Origin of the sequence: Latilactobacillus fragifolii, assembly GCF_905332535.1 — a bacterium.
In the GTDB taxonomy this organism is placed as follows: domain Bacteria; phylum Bacillota; class Bacilli; order Lactobacillales; family Lactobacillaceae; genus Latilactobacillus; species Latilactobacillus fragifolii.
This window is the reverse complement of sequence record NZ_CAJOCF010000001.1, coordinates 1-17,700: the sequence shown is the minus strand read 5'-3', so window position 1 is coordinate 17,700 and position 17,700 is coordinate 1. Positions and strand designations below refer to the sequence as shown.

The 17,700-nt window shown below is 41.7% G+C and carries 12 protein-coding genes; 9 read left to right on the top strand and 3 right to left on the bottom strand.

The window, feature by feature from the left end; translation table 11 throughout:
- The first annotated feature begins 148 nt into the window (after nucleotides 1-148).
- Nucleotides 149-2,719, top strand: a complete 2,571-nt coding sequence (locus J7Q78_RS00060; protein ID WP_235688015.1) for a hypothetical protein — start codon at nucleotides 149-151, stop codon at nucleotides 2,717-2,719.
- A 124-nt stretch (nucleotides 2,720-2,843) separates the two neighbouring features.
- Here the strand turns inward: J7Q78_RS00060 and J7Q78_RS00055 are convergent, their stop codons facing one another.
- Entirely contained in the window at nucleotides 2,844-3,506 is a 663-nt protein-coding gene (locus J7Q78_RS00055; RefSeq protein WP_154242847.1) for a deoxynucleoside kinase, read from the bottom strand.
- A gap of 204 nt (nucleotides 3,507-3,710) precedes the next feature.
- On the opposite strand from J7Q78_RS00055, the gene J7Q78_RS00050 reads away from it, so the two are divergent.
- The 3 genes from J7Q78_RS00050 (at nucleotide 3,711) to J7Q78_RS00040 (ending at nucleotide 9,993) form a co-directional block, all read left to right on the top strand.
- Nucleotides 3,711-5,294 (top strand): helix-turn-helix domain-containing protein, encoded by a 1,584-nt coding sequence (locus tag J7Q78_RS00050; RefSeq protein WP_208422732.1) that lies wholly within the window; start codon nucleotides 3,711-3,713, stop codon nucleotides 5,292-5,294.
- A gap of 298 nt (nucleotides 5,295-5,592) precedes the next feature.
- Nucleotides 5,593-6,873 (top strand): serine--tRNA ligase, encoded by a 1,281-nt coding sequence (serS, locus tag J7Q78_RS00045; protein ID WP_208422733.1) that lies wholly within the window; start codon nucleotides 5,593-5,595, stop codon nucleotides 6,871-6,873.
- A gap of 219 nt (nucleotides 6,874-7,092) precedes the next feature.
- Entirely contained in the window at nucleotides 7,093-9,993 is a 2,901-nt protein-coding gene (locus J7Q78_RS00040) for a YhgE/Pip domain-containing protein (RefSeq protein WP_235688014.1), read from the top strand.
- Between the two features lie 51 nt (nucleotides 9,994-10,044).
- On the opposite strand, the gene J7Q78_RS00035 is transcribed toward J7Q78_RS00040, so the two are convergent.
- Both J7Q78_RS00035 and celB read right to left on the bottom strand, forming a co-directional pair.
- The gene (locus tag J7Q78_RS00035) at nucleotides 10,045-10,764 is read right to left on the bottom strand and encodes a GntR family transcriptional regulator (RefSeq protein ID WP_089556229.1); all 720 of its coding nucleotides are present in this window, start codon (nucleotides 10,762-10,764) and stop codon (nucleotides 10,045-10,047) included.
- 57 nt (nucleotides 10,765-10,821) lie between these two features.
- Entirely contained in the window at nucleotides 10,822-12,093 is a 1,272-nt protein-coding gene (gene celB, locus J7Q78_RS00030; RefSeq protein ID WP_208422734.1) for a PTS cellobiose transporter subunit IIC, read from the bottom strand.
- A 152-nt stretch (nucleotides 12,094-12,245) separates the two neighbouring features.
- On the opposite strand from celB, the gene J7Q78_RS00025 reads away from it, so the two are divergent.
- From J7Q78_RS00025 to J7Q78_RS00005, 5 genes are all read left to right on the top strand, one after another.
- Entirely contained in the window at nucleotides 12,246-13,643 is a 1,398-nt protein-coding gene (locus tag J7Q78_RS00025) for a glycoside hydrolase family 1 protein (protein WP_208422735.1), read from the top strand.
- A gap of 144 nt (nucleotides 13,644-13,787) precedes the next feature.
- Nucleotides 13,788-15,650 carry a heavy metal translocating P-type ATPase gene (locus tag J7Q78_RS00020; RefSeq protein ID WP_208422736.1) on the top strand — a complete coding sequence of 621 codons (1,863 nt, stop codon included), beginning with the start codon at nucleotides 13,788-13,790 and terminating at the stop codon, nucleotides 15,648-15,650.
- A 76-nt stretch (nucleotides 15,651-15,726) separates the two neighbouring features.
- Nucleotides 15,727-15,948, top strand: a complete 222-nt coding sequence (locus tag J7Q78_RS00015; RefSeq protein WP_035186794.1) for a heavy-metal-associated domain-containing protein — start codon at nucleotides 15,727-15,729, stop codon at nucleotides 15,946-15,948.
- Nucleotides 15,949-15,961: 13 nt separating this feature from the next.
- Nucleotides 15,962-16,510 carry a ferritin-like domain-containing protein gene (locus J7Q78_RS00010; protein ID WP_208422737.1) on the top strand — a complete coding sequence of 183 codons (549 nt, stop codon included), beginning with the start codon at nucleotides 15,962-15,964 and terminating at the stop codon, nucleotides 16,508-16,510.
- Nucleotides 16,511-16,530: 20 nt separating this feature from the next.
- Nucleotides 16,531-17,196 (top strand): Crp/Fnr family transcriptional regulator, encoded by a 666-nt coding sequence (locus tag J7Q78_RS00005; protein ID WP_208422738.1) that lies wholly within the window; start codon nucleotides 16,531-16,533, stop codon nucleotides 17,194-17,196.
- The last annotated feature ends 504 nt before the right edge of the window (nucleotides 17,197-17,700 follow it).

The window sequence follows — 17,700 nt, the reverse complement described above, 5'->3', positions numbered from 1 at the left end:
TTGAACTTAATCTCAAGTAACGTATGATAACATATCGAAATGAAAAGGTAAAGCGAGGTGATTAATTTATTGTTGATTGTATTGTTGTGAGATATAATGTAAAGTAGTCATTTGTTAAAGGTGTGTAAATTTAATTAGGAGAAAATGAGTGGAAAAAAGAATTTCTATCATTCTTAAAATATTTTTTTTAATCAGTTTACTGATAATCAGTGCGCCATTAAATAAGAGTCACGCGACGTCTAAGCCAACGCCAACTGTTAAAGTGGGGCAGCGGACCATTGAGCGGCCAAGTCAACGCTATCCACTTGGGGTGGCAAGTGATGCCACGATGTTTGCGGGGACGAATATGGTTATTAACCCTAATAACGTGGGGGAAAGTTATGGCGAATTTTACGCTGGCCATTTTTTGGTGGGATCATCGGTAAATGATACTGAGGATACCAATATGTATCCGAATACTGTGTTAAATCATTTTAAAGATGCAAAACTAAACGTTCGTTTACCAACTAATTTAGATCCCTCGATAGTTTCAGCGACCACGTTCTCGGATGCCATGGTCAAAATTCTTAGTCAGTCTGATAGTTTGGTTGGGCCCCATGGCGAAGAGCTGCATTATGTGATGGGCGAATCAAGTCATGATCTTATCTCTGATGACCATTACAAACAAATATTTCCGTGGGATACTAGTAAAATTGACGTATTTAAAAAACGGGCGTATTCAATCGGGAATCAGCAACGCTATTTAGGCGATATTGACTATTTCAAAGCTAATCATGTTAGCACAGCAAAACAGGCAATTAGTAATGTCACTAACGTGAGTGACTATTATGCTAATTTAACGGCCACTGAATATGATAATGATGGGCATATCACGGGCTATAAACAGTCTGTTTTTTCGAACCCGATAAAATCAGTGGGGTTAAATCGTCAAGCCGTTAATGGAAAAGGATTAAACAGCGATATACCAGGGGATGTCATCCAAGTTAATATTGAGATGAATACCGCAAGTACGCAAACGGGGGTTGCGGTAGTTGATATTGATGGCGCAGCCAACGATGGTTTATTTCAGAAAGCAACCGGAATATCAATCAACCTTTTAAATTTCACGCAAGGGCAACAAAAAATACCATATATTATTTTTAATTTTCATAATTTTAAGAGTTTCAACTTTGAAACGAATTCCACCTACAGTGTCAATGCATACACACCGGCACAAGTTCAAGCTCAGGTGCCAGACAATAATAAATATTATCCACAGAGCTATGCAATGTACAAACAACGACTGAAATTAACCCCAGCTGATGATAACGCTACTCGATACGAGACGGCGGCGCATGTTTTGAATAATTTTAATACGCTTGATGGGAATTCGGATGCCTCAATCACATTAAATGCCAATAAATCAAATGAAGAGAACTATTCATTTAATGGCACGGTACTGGCACCGCATACGAGTGTCATTGTAGAGGGGGATACTCGATATAGCTTTGCTGGGAACGTCATTACGAATCATAATATTTATCTCAATGGTAACGTGACTATCGACAAAGCTTTCGGAGCCAACTTCAATACAGATGGGCAGTTTCCGGGCACCGGTGATTTAGAACCCACTACCAAAGTGCCGCGCATTCTTTCGGTTGATTTACCGAATAAGGTTAACTTTAGTCCTGAAAATGCAGCGACGAACTATGTTTTTGAATATTCGCTAAACAATAACACCGCGATTGATCCGCCATCAGCAACAATGCATCAATTGGATGGACGTGCGTTTAGTAATACGTTTAAAATTGATGAACCGGCAGGGACCGATAATGTGCTGTGGTATCGGATAAATGGTAAAAAGTGGCAAAAATACACACCAAATGGCCAAAATCCGTTGCCGCCTAATACGACCAATAAAAGTAAAACAGTTGAATTGTCTATCGCAGATGTGACCGAAGATCTGAAAACCAAGGACGGCAGTGATTATGATGATCAGACGGTTTATAATGGTGGTGCGATTTCGGGCGACTATGAAGTGCAAGATGATCTCAAGCCAAATCAGACCATCAAGAAGGCTTTTATCGGGTGGCATTTACTGCACAAGAATCAGTTTTCGTTCGTTGTTGCCAGTGCCAGCGATAATTTGGCAGAAATGTCGACGGCGCAGATTAAAGCGAAGTATGCTAATACGATGGTTAACTATACATTGAATGTTCATGGCGATTTACTAGTCAACTATCCCAAAATCTTTAACTTTGGCACCTATCAATTGGGAACGTCAAAAGAGCATCCAGAAAATATTGCTAAGGGTCAACTTAATGTTGAAAACCCGTTCTATCTGAATTGGCGCGTTGTCGTTAAGAATACGACGACAGGTCAGAATGCAATTGCTAACCCATTACTACAAAGTCATGCGACCGACTTTAATGTTCAATTATATGCCTTGAAAACTGGTACAGATGATACGTGGGAACCTGGTCAAAATGTTAATTTAGGGGATTTACTCAAAGGCCCCGAAGTACCGTTGTTAACGTTGGACACACAACAGACGATAACTAATGATAGCCAGTTAGACGCGATTCAACCGGTTAAAACAATGCCGTTTTATAAGAGCGATATTAATTTGAAATTCCATAATGCCAAAGCGGATCAATTTGCGCAGCGCCCAGGCCGCTTTAACATCGATGCAACTTGGGAATTATCGACACCAGATCCAATTGTGGCCGATAATGGTTAATGCTAGTTGAGAAAGGATATTAAATTAAATAAGCAATTTAGAAAATGCTTATCTTGGAGAGTATTTCGCTCATATGAGGTTTCAAACCACAAAAAAAGCCTGGATAAAATCCAGGCTTTTTAATTTAGATAGCTTTTGAATGTTGTGCGTTAAGGGCTTTAATCCGTTCGTCGATCATTTCGATGACTTTTTGACGATCAGCTTCGTTTTCAACGAAGTCTAATTGGTCGCCATCGATTTGCATCTTGGGACTTTCATCGTAGGCTTCGTACCAAGCATCGTAACGGCTGTTTAATTCTTTGTAGTAGTCGTAGAGGGTTGGATCGGCGTCTAATTGTTCGTAAGAACGACCGCGTTTTTGAATCCGTGAAAGCATTGTTTCGAAGCTCACACGCACATGGATTAATAAATCGGGCCGTTTCTTGTGGGCAGCAAAGGGTAATTCTTGCATCATGTTGGCTAACAATTCATCGTAAACCCGGACCTCGGTGTCTGTGGCACGCCCAAGATCGGCATTCAAGTGGAAGAGTAATGAGTCTTCGAAGATTGAGCGATCTAAGACGTTATTATCATCTGTATAGGCCTGCTTGATACTATTAAAGCGTTTGTTTAAGAAATAGATTTGTAGTAAGAACGCATATTTAGTTGGATCTTTGTAGAATAATGGTAATACTTCATTATCATCTACTGATTCGTAAAAGGCTTCAGTGCCCAAGTGATCAGATAGATATTTTGTTAAACTAGTTTTTCCTGCACCAATTGTGCCAGCAAGTACGAGCAATGTCATCAGTCTCCCTCTTTTGACTATAAAATGGGTTTTCATTCATATTGATATACAACATGTGGTGTTCCATAACCAAACGTCACTTAAATATTCTAGCATTTCTGTCGTAAAAAGCAATCTTTGATTTTGGCTCATGCGGTTACGGGTTACCAAATTTATGATAGAATGAACTACTGTTTATAATGATTTTCATTAGGAGGAATCGGGTTGAACGCAGGCGAGCGAATTTTTCTAACACAAGCGGAAAAAGATAAATGTGTCCTATTAAGGGACATTGTCGGCTTAAAACGCGATGAGTTACCGGTTAAAAAGCGAATTGAACTGTCGCGTAATAAGCAGCCCCTCGTTGAAGAGGTCAATGTGCGACAAGTAGCGATGTTATTAAATCGCAGCTACGGTAGTTTATACAATATGTATATGGGTATTATTGGCGATTTAAAAGAAATTACCGGGTCAAAAGACGATGATATCAAAACATTGTTTAGTGTGCCAACAGATGCCTATCACTATTTTTTAGTAAACAAGTCTGATGCATTTGATTTTATCAAAATTCTATTAAAAGGCGAAACTGTTACTTTTCAAGAATTCTGGGAAGCCCACGATACGAGCAAAGCAACGGCATTGCGCCATTTAAAAGGGGTACGCGACTTAATTCGTTCATTTGATATTCGGATCTATTATGATCCCCTCCGGTTGGAAGGCGATGAGAATAAAATTCGCTTAGTCTTGACGATGTTATTCTGGATAGCAACTGAAGGACACACTTGGCCTTTTGAAGAAGTTGATCGCGAAGATGCACTTAAGGCCTTTGACATTGCCGTCAATCGGTTTCAATTGGAAAAACCGAATATTTTAACACGTGAACTGGGAGCCTATTCAATTGTTATAACGTATTACCGGTTGTTACAAGGGCATATGGTTTCAACTGAAATGGACGATGATTTTATCCGTTATCCAGTTCCCAATATGGTTTCTGAATATCTAAACGAGCCCTTTAAAGATCAAGCATTCCAGATTAAGAGCGTTCTTGCGCAAATGACGCAAGAAGAAGCAATGGCTGAATCATTCAATATGTATGACATCATTAATTTTGGACCTATTCAGATTCAAAATGCTAATCCATATATGACGTCCGATGAAACGCGCTATAAACGGTATATTCCAGCGATTTATGAGTTTGTAGCAGCTTTTATTGATCAAATTCCGTTTGATATCAAGAAATACCTCAACTTAGATGATGTAAATTATCAAGGCTTCGTGCAAACCATGGTTTCGATGACGATGACCACGTACCTGTTTAAACAAGATGTCACGTCGCTGGTTGCCGCACAAATGATGGCAAGCGTTGAGCATCTCAAGCCCAATGAGGTGCTAAAACAAAATATTGAAGATACAGTCGATTATTTATTAATCAATCCGAAAGTATCGTTTTTAGGCCGATTACGGGAAGAATTAATTAGTGGTTATTACAACGCTTTACGCCAGATGATTCAACGGTTTGCCCCGATGAATAAGGTGAAGGTGGTGGTTGTGACGGAACAATCCTTCCTCGGATACCTCGACTTGATGACCGCTTTGAATAGTGTTTTATATGTGGATGTTAGTCAATCGGATGCGGATTTAATGGATGCTGATATGGTGATTACGACCTCGAGCATTGATTTATCCGCAATGATGAACCCCCAAGCGGTTATGTTTAAGTGGCATCAAAATGCTGATAGCGATCATTTCGGGCGCATGCTCGGGTTATTACGTGAACTATGGCTCCAAAAATCGGCTATTAGTGATTGAATTTAAAGGTTAAATGCGGTATTCTTACATTAAGAATTAAACACGTTAGTAAGCGCCTATATGGATTGACAGAGAGATACCGGTTGGTGGAAGGTATTGAATCCAGCATTCCAGCGCGATAGTGGGTAGTGATGAGCTACACGGTTTTTGGCCGTTATCAGTAATTGAGGGCACCTGTTATTTGTAGTGGGTGAACTTGGGTGGTACCGCGAATGGAAGTCTTTTCGTCCCAATTAAGGGATGCGAAGGCTTTTTTTATTGTTGTTCATTAAAGATTAATTGAAAAGGAGAGCGTGCAATGTTAGATATTAAAGTCATCCGAGAAAATGTCCAATGGGCAAAGGATAAGTTAGCTAGTCGCGGTGTTCAAGCTGCAGAAATCGATGAGGTCATCGCATTAGATGAAAAACGACGCGCCTTAATCGTTAAGACTGAAGAATTGAAGAAAAACCGCAATGCTGCATCAGAAGCTATTGCGGTTGCTAAACGTAATAAGGAAGATGCCACGGAACAAATCGCTGCGATGAAGAATGTTGGCGCCCAGATTAAGGCTTTAGATCACGAGTTGGCGGAAGTAAAAGAAAAAGTGGATTACATCTTAGTGCGCTTACCAAACTTCCCTGACGATTCGGCACCCGTTGGCCCAGACGAAAGCTTTAGTCGCGAAGAACGGCAATGGTCAACACCCCGTGAATTTAATTTCGAACCATTAGCACACTGGGATATCGGTGAAAAATTAGGTATCTTAGATTTTGAACGCGCCGCTAAGGTTTCAGGGAGTCGCTTCGTTTATTATAAAGGTGCCGGGGCCCGTTTAGAACGTGCCGTTTATAATTTTATGTTGGATCAACATGCAAAAGAAGGCTATGAAGAAATGATCACGCCTTACTTAGTGAATGGTGAATCAATGTTTAGTACTGGCCAATTTCCGAAGTTTACGGAAGATGTATACACAATGACGAATGAAGGCGAACCAATGACGCTAATTCCAACTGCCGAAGTGCCATTGACTAACTTCTATCGCGATGAAATTTTAGATGGCGCACAATTACCAATCTACTTCACTGCCTTATCACCAGCTTTCCGTTCAGAAGCCGGAAGTGCCGGCCGTGATACCCGCGGTCTAATCCGGATGCACCAATTTAATAAAGTTGAAATGGTGAAATTTACGAAACCCGAAGAATCTTTTAACGAATTAGAAAAAATGACCGCCGATGCTGAAAATATCTTAAAAGCATTGAAATTGCCATATCACGTTATCACGTTGGCAACTGGCGATGCCAGCTTCACATCAGCCAAGACGTATGATATTGAAGTTTGGTTACCAGCTCAAAATACGTATCGCGAAATCTCGAGCTGTTCAGATTGTACTGACTTCCAAGCACGGCGCGCCCAAATCCGTTACCGTGATGAAGCGGGTCACGTGCACTTAGTCCACACGTTAAATGGTTCCGGTTTAGCTGTTGGCCGGACAGTCGCAGCGATTTTAGAAAACTACCAAAATGAAGACGGCAGTGTCACAATCCCAGAAGTATTAGTACCTTATATGGGTGGTATGACAAAGATTGAAGCAAAATAAATAATTTAATAGGAAGTCGTTTATTGCTTCCATAAAAGAAGACGGTTGTTATTTATATAACAACCGTCTTCTTTTGCTAGATTGGCAATCGTAGTAAATCAAAAATAGTTTGGTCTATAAGACTTGAAATTTACATGAAAAAAGGTTAGACTAATTTAGTTATCGTGGATATTGAATGTAATCGATTAAATAACTTATATATAAAAGGAGATTTTTAGCATGAAGATGATCCAAAACGAGTTTAAGTTCATTGCCAAGAATCGTTTAATCATGATTTCGTTAATCGCAATCGTGTTTATTCCATTTTTGTACAGTATCTTTTTCCTTAAATCTGTCTGGAATCCTTATGGCAGCACTGGTGAATTACCAGTCGCTGTCGTTAATAATGATCAACCAGCCACTTACAACGGTGAAACGTTGAGTGCTGGTAAAGATATGGTAAAAGAATTGAAGAAAAACGACCAACTTGGTTGGCGTTTCGTATCAGCTAAAAAAGCACAACAAGGGCTTAAAGATAAGGAATACTACACTGTAGTCACCTTACCAAAGAACTTCTCTGCTAACGCGGCTACGGTTTTGGACAAGAATCCTAAGAAGATGCAAATCCAATACAAAACCAACGATTCATTGAACTTCATCGGTGAAGTAATCAGTGAAATGGGGGCCAAAGAATTAAACGCCCAAGTTCGGGAAACTGTCACGAATGCTTACGCTAAAGTGATGTTCAAACAAGTTAAAACTGCCGGTAAAGGGTTCAGTACTGCTGCCAAGGGCGCTAAACAATTAACAGACGGCTCTGTAACCTTGTCAGATGGGTTGAACGTTTATACAGCAGGCGTTGCCCAAGTTAACGATGGTATCATGACGATGAAAACAAGCGTTGTGCCATTGTCAGATGGTGTTAAACAATTGGCGGATGGCTCAAACACACTTAACAACGGTTTATTACTATTGAATAGTAAAACAGGTACACTCGCATCAGGCGCAAGCCAATTAGATAGTGGTGCAGGTCAATTAAACACTGGTCTACAAACATTAAATAGTAAGACAGGTGCGTTAGCATCAGGTGCTGGCCAATTAAACGACGGTGCTGCTCAATTAAATACTGGTTTGAAGACTTTAAATAGCAAAGCCCCCGATTTATCTAATGGTGTTAAGGCATTGAATACAGGTGCTAGCGCATTAAATGATGGTGTTAAAGGTTATACAGATGGTGCAAGCCAACTAAATGGTGGCTTACAAGAGTTAAATGAAAAAAGTAGTGATTTAAGTGACGGTGTTGATGGCCTATCTGATGGTGTTACAGCTTTAAAGGCGGGGAGTCAACAAATTTCTGATGGCTTACAAGTCATGCAAAAGAAGTTAAATGAAAACCCAACTTTCGAAAATGAAACAGCATATAATACGGCTGTTGCCCAATATTCATCAATCAATGGACTCATTTTACAGGTACAAGCAACAATTCCAGCTTTACAAAGTGATTTGAATGCTATTCCAGATCAAGTTGCTACAACGACAGATTTTGATGCAAAAGCACAAGGCATCATTGATGCTGAAAAGCAAGCAGGAATTGTCTTTACGGCACAACAAGAAGCTGGCATCAAAGCTAAATTGTCAGAACAACTTAAAGCGTCTGCTAAAGACGAAGCACAACAAATTGTTAGTGGCATTAACGCCAAAATTGATGCTCAAAAGCCAACAGCTGATGAATATGCTAAGTTAACAACGGCTGTTAATGGTTCATTATCAATGCTTTCAAGTTTAAAACAAATTCAAACGGGCTTGAATGATGTAAACGGCCAGCCAGGTTTAGTAACTGGTGCTACAAAAGTTAATGCTGGTATCGGTCAACTCGCAACAGGTTCACAAGCACTCATCGCAGGCTTAAATAAATATACAGATGGTGTTGCAAGTGCTGCTAATGGTGCTAATACATTAACAAGCATGAATAGTAAGTTAGTCACAGGTAGTGCACAATTATCAGCTGGGACAATTGCGTTGAATGGTCAAATTCCTACCTTAACAGGTGGTATTGGGCAACTATACAATGGTTCAACCGCATTATATATGGGTACAAACCAATTAAACGGTCAAATTCCAGCCTTAACAGGCGGTGTTAGCCAATTAGCAACTGGTTCAGCTGCACTTGCTGCCGGTACTGGTGCTTTAAATGCCCAAGTACCTCAATTGACAAGTGGTATCAGTCAATTGGCTACTGGTTCAACAGCCTTGAACAATGGTCTTGGTCAATTAAATGGTCAAATTCCAACGTTAACAAGCGGTGTTGATCAATTAGCTGCTGGTACAAATCAATTAACGGATAACTCAGCTAAGTTAACAGATGGTGCTGGTCAATTAACAGATGGTAATAAGACATTAGCATCTGCATTGAAATCTGGTGCCAATGAAGTTAACTCGATTCCATTAACGAACAAGACAGCCGATATGTTTGCTGCACCTGCTGAATTGAAACATTCAAATTACAGCTATGTACCTAACTACGGACATGCCTTAGCACCTTACGTTCTTTCATTAGCATTGTTCGTTGGCGCAATTGTCTTCAACTTTGCTTATCCAATTCGGAAGATCTCAATGACTGGTCAATCATCAACAGCATGGTTCTTAAGTAAAATCACGGTTGGCGCTTTAGTCGCTGTCGGGATGGCAATTATCGAACCTGCCTTAATGATGGTTGCTGGATTAAACGTCGATCATCCAGCACAATTCTTCCTAATGGCAATTACCTTCTCACTTGCTTCGATGTCGATCATTATGTTCTTATCAATGACATTTGATAATCCTGGTCGTTTCTTAGCAATGGTCCTCTTGATGCTTCAATTAGGGGGTTCAGGTGGTACATTCCCAATGGAAATCACGAACCACTTCTACAACGTCATTCACCCATTCTTACCAATGACGTATTCAATTCTAGGGCTCAGAGAAGCAATTACATCTGGTTTGGGGACCGGTCAAATTGTTCAATCATTCTTTGTTCTCTTAGCCTTCATCGTCGTAGCACTCTTGCTATTATGGTTAGGAATGAATCATTTACAAAAAATCGGCAACGGTGGCCGCTCACAATTAGACGACAACCAAAAATTACAAGCCGTCGAAAAATAATCAATAGAAAAAGCCTGTCAGCTAAATGCTGGCAGGCTTTTTTTAGTGCAATTAAGTATTCTTAACGTCTAAGAATGTATAACCGCGGCGATCATAACGGTTGCGACTTCTTGAGTATTCAATCGGTTGGCCATTATCGAGATAAACAACTTGTTCAACTTCTAAGACGGGATCAGTTGGGGCGCAGTCCAGATATTGCTGGTCATATTCATCGGCCTTATCGGCTTGAATATTGCGAAAGGCACCCGCGAACGTGAGGTGTAGGGTCTCCTTAAGGTAGGTATAGATTGACTGTGCGAGAACATCATCAGTTAATCCGGGAACTAGACTCACTGGCATGTAGGTATGTTCGAGGACGCTATTAACGCCGTCGATAATCCGTAGTCGAATGATTTTGTAGACGGGCTGTTGATCAGCAAGCATTAAGCGCTCTTTAATCTCAGGCGTTGGGAAAGTCACCTCAAACGTGATGATCTTACTTGAGAGTGTTTTACCAATGTCGGCTAAGTCACGTGACATCCCACGGTATTGATCCGCCGGTGCCGTTGATTTATTCCAAAAAGAGTGGTCTAACACCTTTGTACCAGCGCCGCGTCGTGATAGAACGAGTCCTTCCATCGTTAAAATCGTGATTGCTTTTTTGATCGTCATTCGACTGGCATCGAATTCTTGAACTAAGTCGGTTTGATTGGGTAACAACGTATTAGCAGGATAGCGCCCTTGTTTAATCCGTTGTCGAATAATGTTGGCAATTTCTTCGTATTTTGGCAAAAAAAATACCCCGCTTTCTACTTATAGTTTAGTGGAAACAACGGGGTAAAACAATCTTTAGTTTGCCAGAGGATCTTTTTGGCGATCTAGCATTTTAATGAATGGGAACCAGATGAGACCGACTAGCGCAACGTCAATGAGTTGTAAGATCCCGCCGAGTACTGAGTTGGTTGCGAGCATCCCACTGAAGAAGATTGGGACGGTCCATGGGACTGAAACCCCAGTTGGCGCAGGAACCAATCCGATTGCCATTACAGTGTAGTTGAGCGCTGTGACAATCAGTGGTGCAATCAGCCATGGAATGAAAATTGTGGCGTTTAAAACGATTGGGAACCCGAAAATGACAGGTTCGTTAACGTTGAAGACAGCGGGTGCCAAGGCCAAACGTCCGACATCGCGGTATTGTTTTTTCTTCATGATAAAGGCCATCAGTAAGACGACGGCTAATGTCATCCCAGAGCCACCGAGACCTACGGTGAAAGTTTCCATGAATGGTTTCGTCACAATATGTGGTAATGCATGGCCAGCTTTGTAAGCTTCCAAGTTTTCGAGCATTAATGTGTTCCAGATCGGATCCATTACGGAGTTGACGATAATTTGTCCGTGAAGACCGAAGAACCAGAGCAATTGTACAAAGAACAATGCGATTAGGGTTGCAGGAAGACTGCCACCTAAACCAACGAGTGGTTTTTGAATAATTTCATAGATCACGTCGTGCAAGTTAACGTGGAATAAACCAGTGACTGCCGCTTGAATGACTAAGAAAATGGTTAAGGTTAAAATAGCTGGAATTAAAGCGGCGAATGATTTCGCAACTGCAGGTGGGACACCGTCTGGCATCTTAATTTGCCAGCCTTTTTTAGTAATCCGGCAATAAATTTCTGCAGCGATAAATGCCGCAATCATCCCAATGAACATCCCTTTAGCGCCAAGTCGATCGAGACTTAAAACACCGCTAACGTCAACGCCTTTATCGGTGGTCATCATGAATGGGGTGAGGATTAGGAAACTGGCGAATGAAACAGCACCGCCGAAAATCCCGTCCACATCATATGAATTAGAAAGATAATAACCAATCCCGAATGTGACGAAGACCGTCATGATTGACATTGTGGCATTTTGTCCATTACCAAGGAGTTCCGTTAGGGTCGCTTTGGTGGCATCGTTGAAAAATGGCAGGTTAGTAATAACGACGATGATTGATCCAAACATCGTCAATGGGAATGAAAGCATAAATGCGTCTCGTAGAACAGTTAGGTAACGATTTTGGCCTAACTTATTTGCGAAAGGCATGATTTTCTTGCTAAGCGTGTCCATAAAAGTATTCACGTAGAGCACCGTCCTTTACATGTTTTTGCAATCGATTACATTCTCAATATAGCACGCTCTTTTTAAAAAGTCTAGACATTTAAATAAAAGAGTTGGTTTTTTAAAAAGAAGCTGATATACTGAGGCTATTCAAACAAGAAGGAGTGCTAGCGATGACTTTTTATGACTTTCCAAAGGATTTTTGGTGGGGTTCAGCAGCAAGTGGTCCCCAAACAGAAGGCCGGATTGACGGTGATGGTAAGGGCGATAATATTTGGGATTATTGGTATCAACAAGCGCCAGAAAAGTTTTTTAACCAAGTGGGCCCAGCGCGGACCTCTGATGTGTATCAACAATTCAAAAGTGATATCCAATTGATGAAACAAACAGGGCACAATAGTTTTCGGACATCGATTCAATGGAGTCGGTTGTTTCCACAAGGTACGGGGGAGATTAATCAACAAGCCGTCGACTTTTATAATGCGTATATCGACGAATTAATCGCAAACGGCATCGAACCGTTTATGAATTTATACCATTTTGATATGCCGCTAGCACTCCAGAAAAAAGGTGGTTGGCTCAATCGTGAGACAGTTGATGCTTACGTTCATTATGCTGAAACCTGTTTTGAATTATTCGGGGATCGGGTGAAGAAATGGTTCACACACAATGAACCGATTGTACCGGTTGAAGGCGGCTATTTATATCAGTTCCATTATCCAGCTGAAATTAATTTAGCGCATGCGGTACAAGTTGGTTATCACGAAACATTAGCGAGTGCGATGGCGATTCAAAAATATCACGCACGTAATCAAGGGGGACAAATTGGCATTATCCTTAACTTAACCCCAAGTTATCCCCGGGATGCGACTAATCCGGCAGATGTGAAAGCCGCACAAATTGCAGATGCTTTTTTCAACCGTTCATTCTTAGATCCTGCCGTGAAGGGGAAATTCCCCGCTGATTTGGTCGCGATTTTAAAAGATCTAGCCATCTTACCCGACTATCAACCAGCTGACTTGGCAGTGATTAAGGCGAATACTGTGGATTTATTGGGGATTAATTATTATCAACCACGGCGCGTGAAGGCCAAGGAAACCCCAATCGACCATACAAACGGCCCGATGCCGGATGATTTTTTCGACAATTACGATATGCCGGGTAAGAAAGTCAATCCGTATCGCGGGTGGGAAATCTACGAACGTGGGATTTACGATATTTTGAAGAACGTCCGCGAAAATTACGGCAACATTGCTTGCTTCATTTCGGAAAACGGGATGGGCGTTGAAGGCGAAGAACGTTATCGCAATGCGGATGGACAGATTGATGATGACTACCGGATTGAATTTGTACAGGATCATTTGAAGTATGTCCATCAAGCCCTCCAAGAAGGGAGTAACTGTCTTGGTTATCATATGTGGACGTGTATGGATAACTGGTCATGGACCAACGCCTATAAGAACCGCTACGGTTTTATTGCAGTGGACTTAGACCATGATTGCCAACGGACGATTAAAAAATCAGGTCATTGGTTCAAGCGAGTCGCTGATCAAAATGGGTTTGAATCCTAATCGAATTGAAAAAGCACAATCGACGAAACAATCGTTGATTGTGCTTTTTTGTCTATTATATTCGGGTAAACTTGATAACCATCAAGTTCTTAAAATCGGCTTTCTTCTATACTAAAGACAATCGTTAGGAAGAAGGGATTTTAAATGACATTTCAAAGATGGTTACAATCCGTGAAGAATCAGATTGCGCTGACTGTTGGCGGATTGATTGCAGTGGCCTATGGCTGGTATTGGCTTGGTGGGGCGGTAATTGTGATGCAAGGGCTGTTATTGGTTGCGTCAATGATGGGGGTTGCACCGATTTTGATGCAGGCGTATCAAGCGCTAAAAGTGAAAGTCGTCAGCATTGATTTGCTGGTCACGATTGCGGTATTGGGCGCGCTAATCATTGGTGAGTTCAATGAATCGGCGATTGTCACGTTCCTCTTTTTATTCGGGAGCTATCTTGAACAACGAACCTTGAAAAAGACCCGGGAATCAATTCGCGCATTGTCTGAAATGGCGCCACAAACGGCACAAGTGTTAGCGGCCGATGGTACCACTACGACGGTGGGTGTTGATGATGTCGAAATCGACGATCAAGTGTTGGTTAAAGCTGGCGCTCAGGTGCCGGTTGATGGGCAAGTCGTCCAAGGTAGTGCCTATGTCAATGAAGCTAGCATCACTGGCGAAGCACAACTCGTTAAAAAAACAGTGGGCGATACTGTTTATTCTGGGGCAATTGTTGATAACGGGACATTGACTGTCACCGCAACGCAGGTTGGGGATGATACAACTTTTGCCCAAATTATTGAATTGGTTGAGGAGGCCCAAGATAGTAAGTCACCGGCGGAAAAATTCATTGATCGTTTTGCGACCTATTACACACCGGCCGTTTTAGTGTTGGTATTAGCGATTGGCTTAATCACGCGCGACTTTAAACTCGCGATTACGATTCTGGTGCTTGGTTGTCCAGGTGCGCTAGTAATTGGCGCGCCAGTTTCAATCGTGGCGGGGATTGGCAATGGCGCTAAGCATGGGGTTTTGATTAAAGGTGGTGAAGTCGTTAATGCGATGGCTGGCATCGATACGATGGTCTTTGATAAAACTGGGACGTTGACTAAAGGGGACACGGCAGTTGCACATGTGCAATTTTATACAGCGGCAGAACAAGCAACGTTGGCAGTGACTACCGCGGTTGAAGCACAGTCAGATCATCCACTGGCGACTGCGATTGTGCGGTATGCGCGGGAACGAGGGGTGACAGACTTACCAACTATTGAACGAATTGAAACGCTCAAAGGGTTGGGGGTACAAGCTGAAGTCGCTGGTCAAACAATTCGGATTGGGCGGGCCAAGATGATGACTGAAGCAGGGATCCGGTTAACCGGTGCGCAGATTGCGGCGATCACGGCCAGTCAAACAGCAGGGCAATCAACCGTGTTAGTCGCAGTTGACCAACAAGTTGTTTTATTAATTGGGATTGCTGATACTGTTAAACCAGAAGCCAAGGCAGCATTAGCGCGTTTGAAAAAAGCAGGCGTTAAACATTTAGTCATGTTGACGGGCGATAATGACCAGACGGCCGCAGCAATTGCCAAAGCCGTCGGGATTACTGAATACCACGCGAATCTTTTGCCGGCAGAGAAGGTTGAATTCATTAAGACCTACCAAGCAAACGGTCAAAAAGTGGCCTTTATCGGGGATGGCATCAACGATAGTCCTTCACTCGCACTGGCTGATATTGGGATTGCGATGGGTTCGGGAACGGATGTGGCGATTGAGACATCCGATATTGTGTTGATGCAATCGACTTTGTCTGAATTAGTGTATGCCGATTACCTCACGAAGGCGACAACGCGTAATACAGTTCAAAATATTGTGATTGCTGTTGGCACGGTCGGCTTGTTATTACTGGGCCTGATGATTGGCTTGGTACAGATGGCTAGTGGGATGTTTGTTCATGAGATTAGTATCCTAGTTGTGATTTTCAATGCGATGCGCCTGATTCGGTTTAAAGTTCGCTAAACTTGATGGCGGTCAATTTTTAATCATGCAGCACGCGGTATAGTAACAGTAATCAAACGAAAAGGTGGTCATTGAAATGGCAAAATTGGTGATGCAATTAGACGAGCTATCATGTCCGTCATGTATGCAAAAGATTCAAGCGGGTGTCAGTCAACAAGATGGGGTTGAATCAGTGAAAGTTCTCTTTAATGCTAGTAAAGTGAAAGCAGAATACGATGAAGCCGTGACAAACCCAGATGAATTAACACAAGCTGTAACTGACTTGGGCTACAGCGTTCAAAGTATCAAAGTGAAATAGGGGGGCAATTAATATGTTATCTAATGAAGAAATCGAAACACGTTACCAAGCAGAAATTAAACAAGCTGATGTTGATCACCATACACCAACCGCGGGTGCCATGATCGGCCATGTGATGGCTAACTTAACGATTCAACGGCGTAAACTCCGTCAAATGAAGTGGTACGCTAAAGGAATCAATAACCAAGCTTTTAAAGCGCAATTAACCACATTGCTTGCAGAAAATGATATGCTATTAGACAAGACGGCCGAACGGCTACTAGACGAAGGTGAAGTGCTTCCGACGACGCAAGCTGAGTATACCGAGTATGGGATGCTGACAGAAGAGCCGCGGATTAAGTACTGGGAGATACCGGCGATGATTGGCGAAATAGTTGCCGACTATAATACCGCCAACCTATTTGTTTCACGTGCGATTAAGCTTGCGGAAAAAGAGGGCCGATTTGCCTTAGCGGCCGACATGGTATCTTTAATGGGTTATAACCAACACCAAATTCGGGTGTTGCAAAGTCAACTGAAAAAAGAGGCTCGCGAAGGCTTAGATGAAGAAGTCGACGATTAAGATAGAAGGAAGTGGGGAAAGTGGCTGACGAACAACATATTTGTACTGAGATAGTACCCATTTTTGGACATTTGGACCGTGATAGCTTGCTTAAAATTTCGGCAGTTACCCATCATGAACGCGTTAAAAAAGGGACGTTGGTGATGAGTCCTATGGATCAAAGACGATTAGTAATCTTAGCCAAGGGGAGTATTAAGGTTTACCAACTCTCCACAGCTGGCAAAGAGCAATTACTGCGCATGATGGCCCCCGGCGATTTTGAAGGTGAAAAGTTACTTTTTAAAACGGAAGGTGCGCCGTTGTATGGTGAAGTGTTGCAAGACAGCACAATCTGTACGCTATCGCGAAGTGCTTTTCAACAGTTACTATTAACTTACCCTGAAATTAGTTTAAAGTTACTAGAAGCAATCACTGATAAGACGACGCGTTTGGAAAAACAGGTGAACTTAATCAATATCGAGTCAGTTGAGTCCAGAATCGTGACTTATCTGCTGGATCTGGCTAAAGTTAGTGGAGAAACCGAAGTGATGATTCCGATGAAATTAAAAGAACTGGCAACGTATATTGGCACAACCCCAGAAACGTTATCGCGTCAGTTGAAGCAGTTAGAAAGTCGGATGCTAATTAAGCGGCACGGTCGGAAGATTACGATATTAGACGATGGAAATCTAGCGGACTGCTATTAAGGCGTGAAGATTCTGCGAATTTTGCAGGGTCTTTTTATTTACCTATACCAATCTAATTAAAAAGGAAACAAATAGCAGTTTAAAAGTATTATGAGGGAGAATCAATAGCCTAGATTAGGGATGAAAAACCGGATAATATGAATTATTTTTTCGATATTTATACAGGAATTCAATTTTTTTGAATTTTTTTTAAATTATTGATTGACGTTGTCCCACTAGGATGGTAAGATATTCTATGTCGTCGAGAGATGAGCATGTAACGAAACAACGAATGAATATTGCTTGAAAAAGTTGTTGACATTCGGTTTTATACATGGTAAGATAAATTGTGTTGCTTATAAGATTTCTTCTTAATAAGCGATTAACGAATATCTGATGTAGACCTTTGAAAACTGAACAAAGTTTCGACAAACCAAATGTGTAGGGTCGCCCTTCGGGGCACAAAACATATTTGCGAAGTCAATTTCGCTAGCAAATAAATTAAGTAACAAAACAAGAGCTACA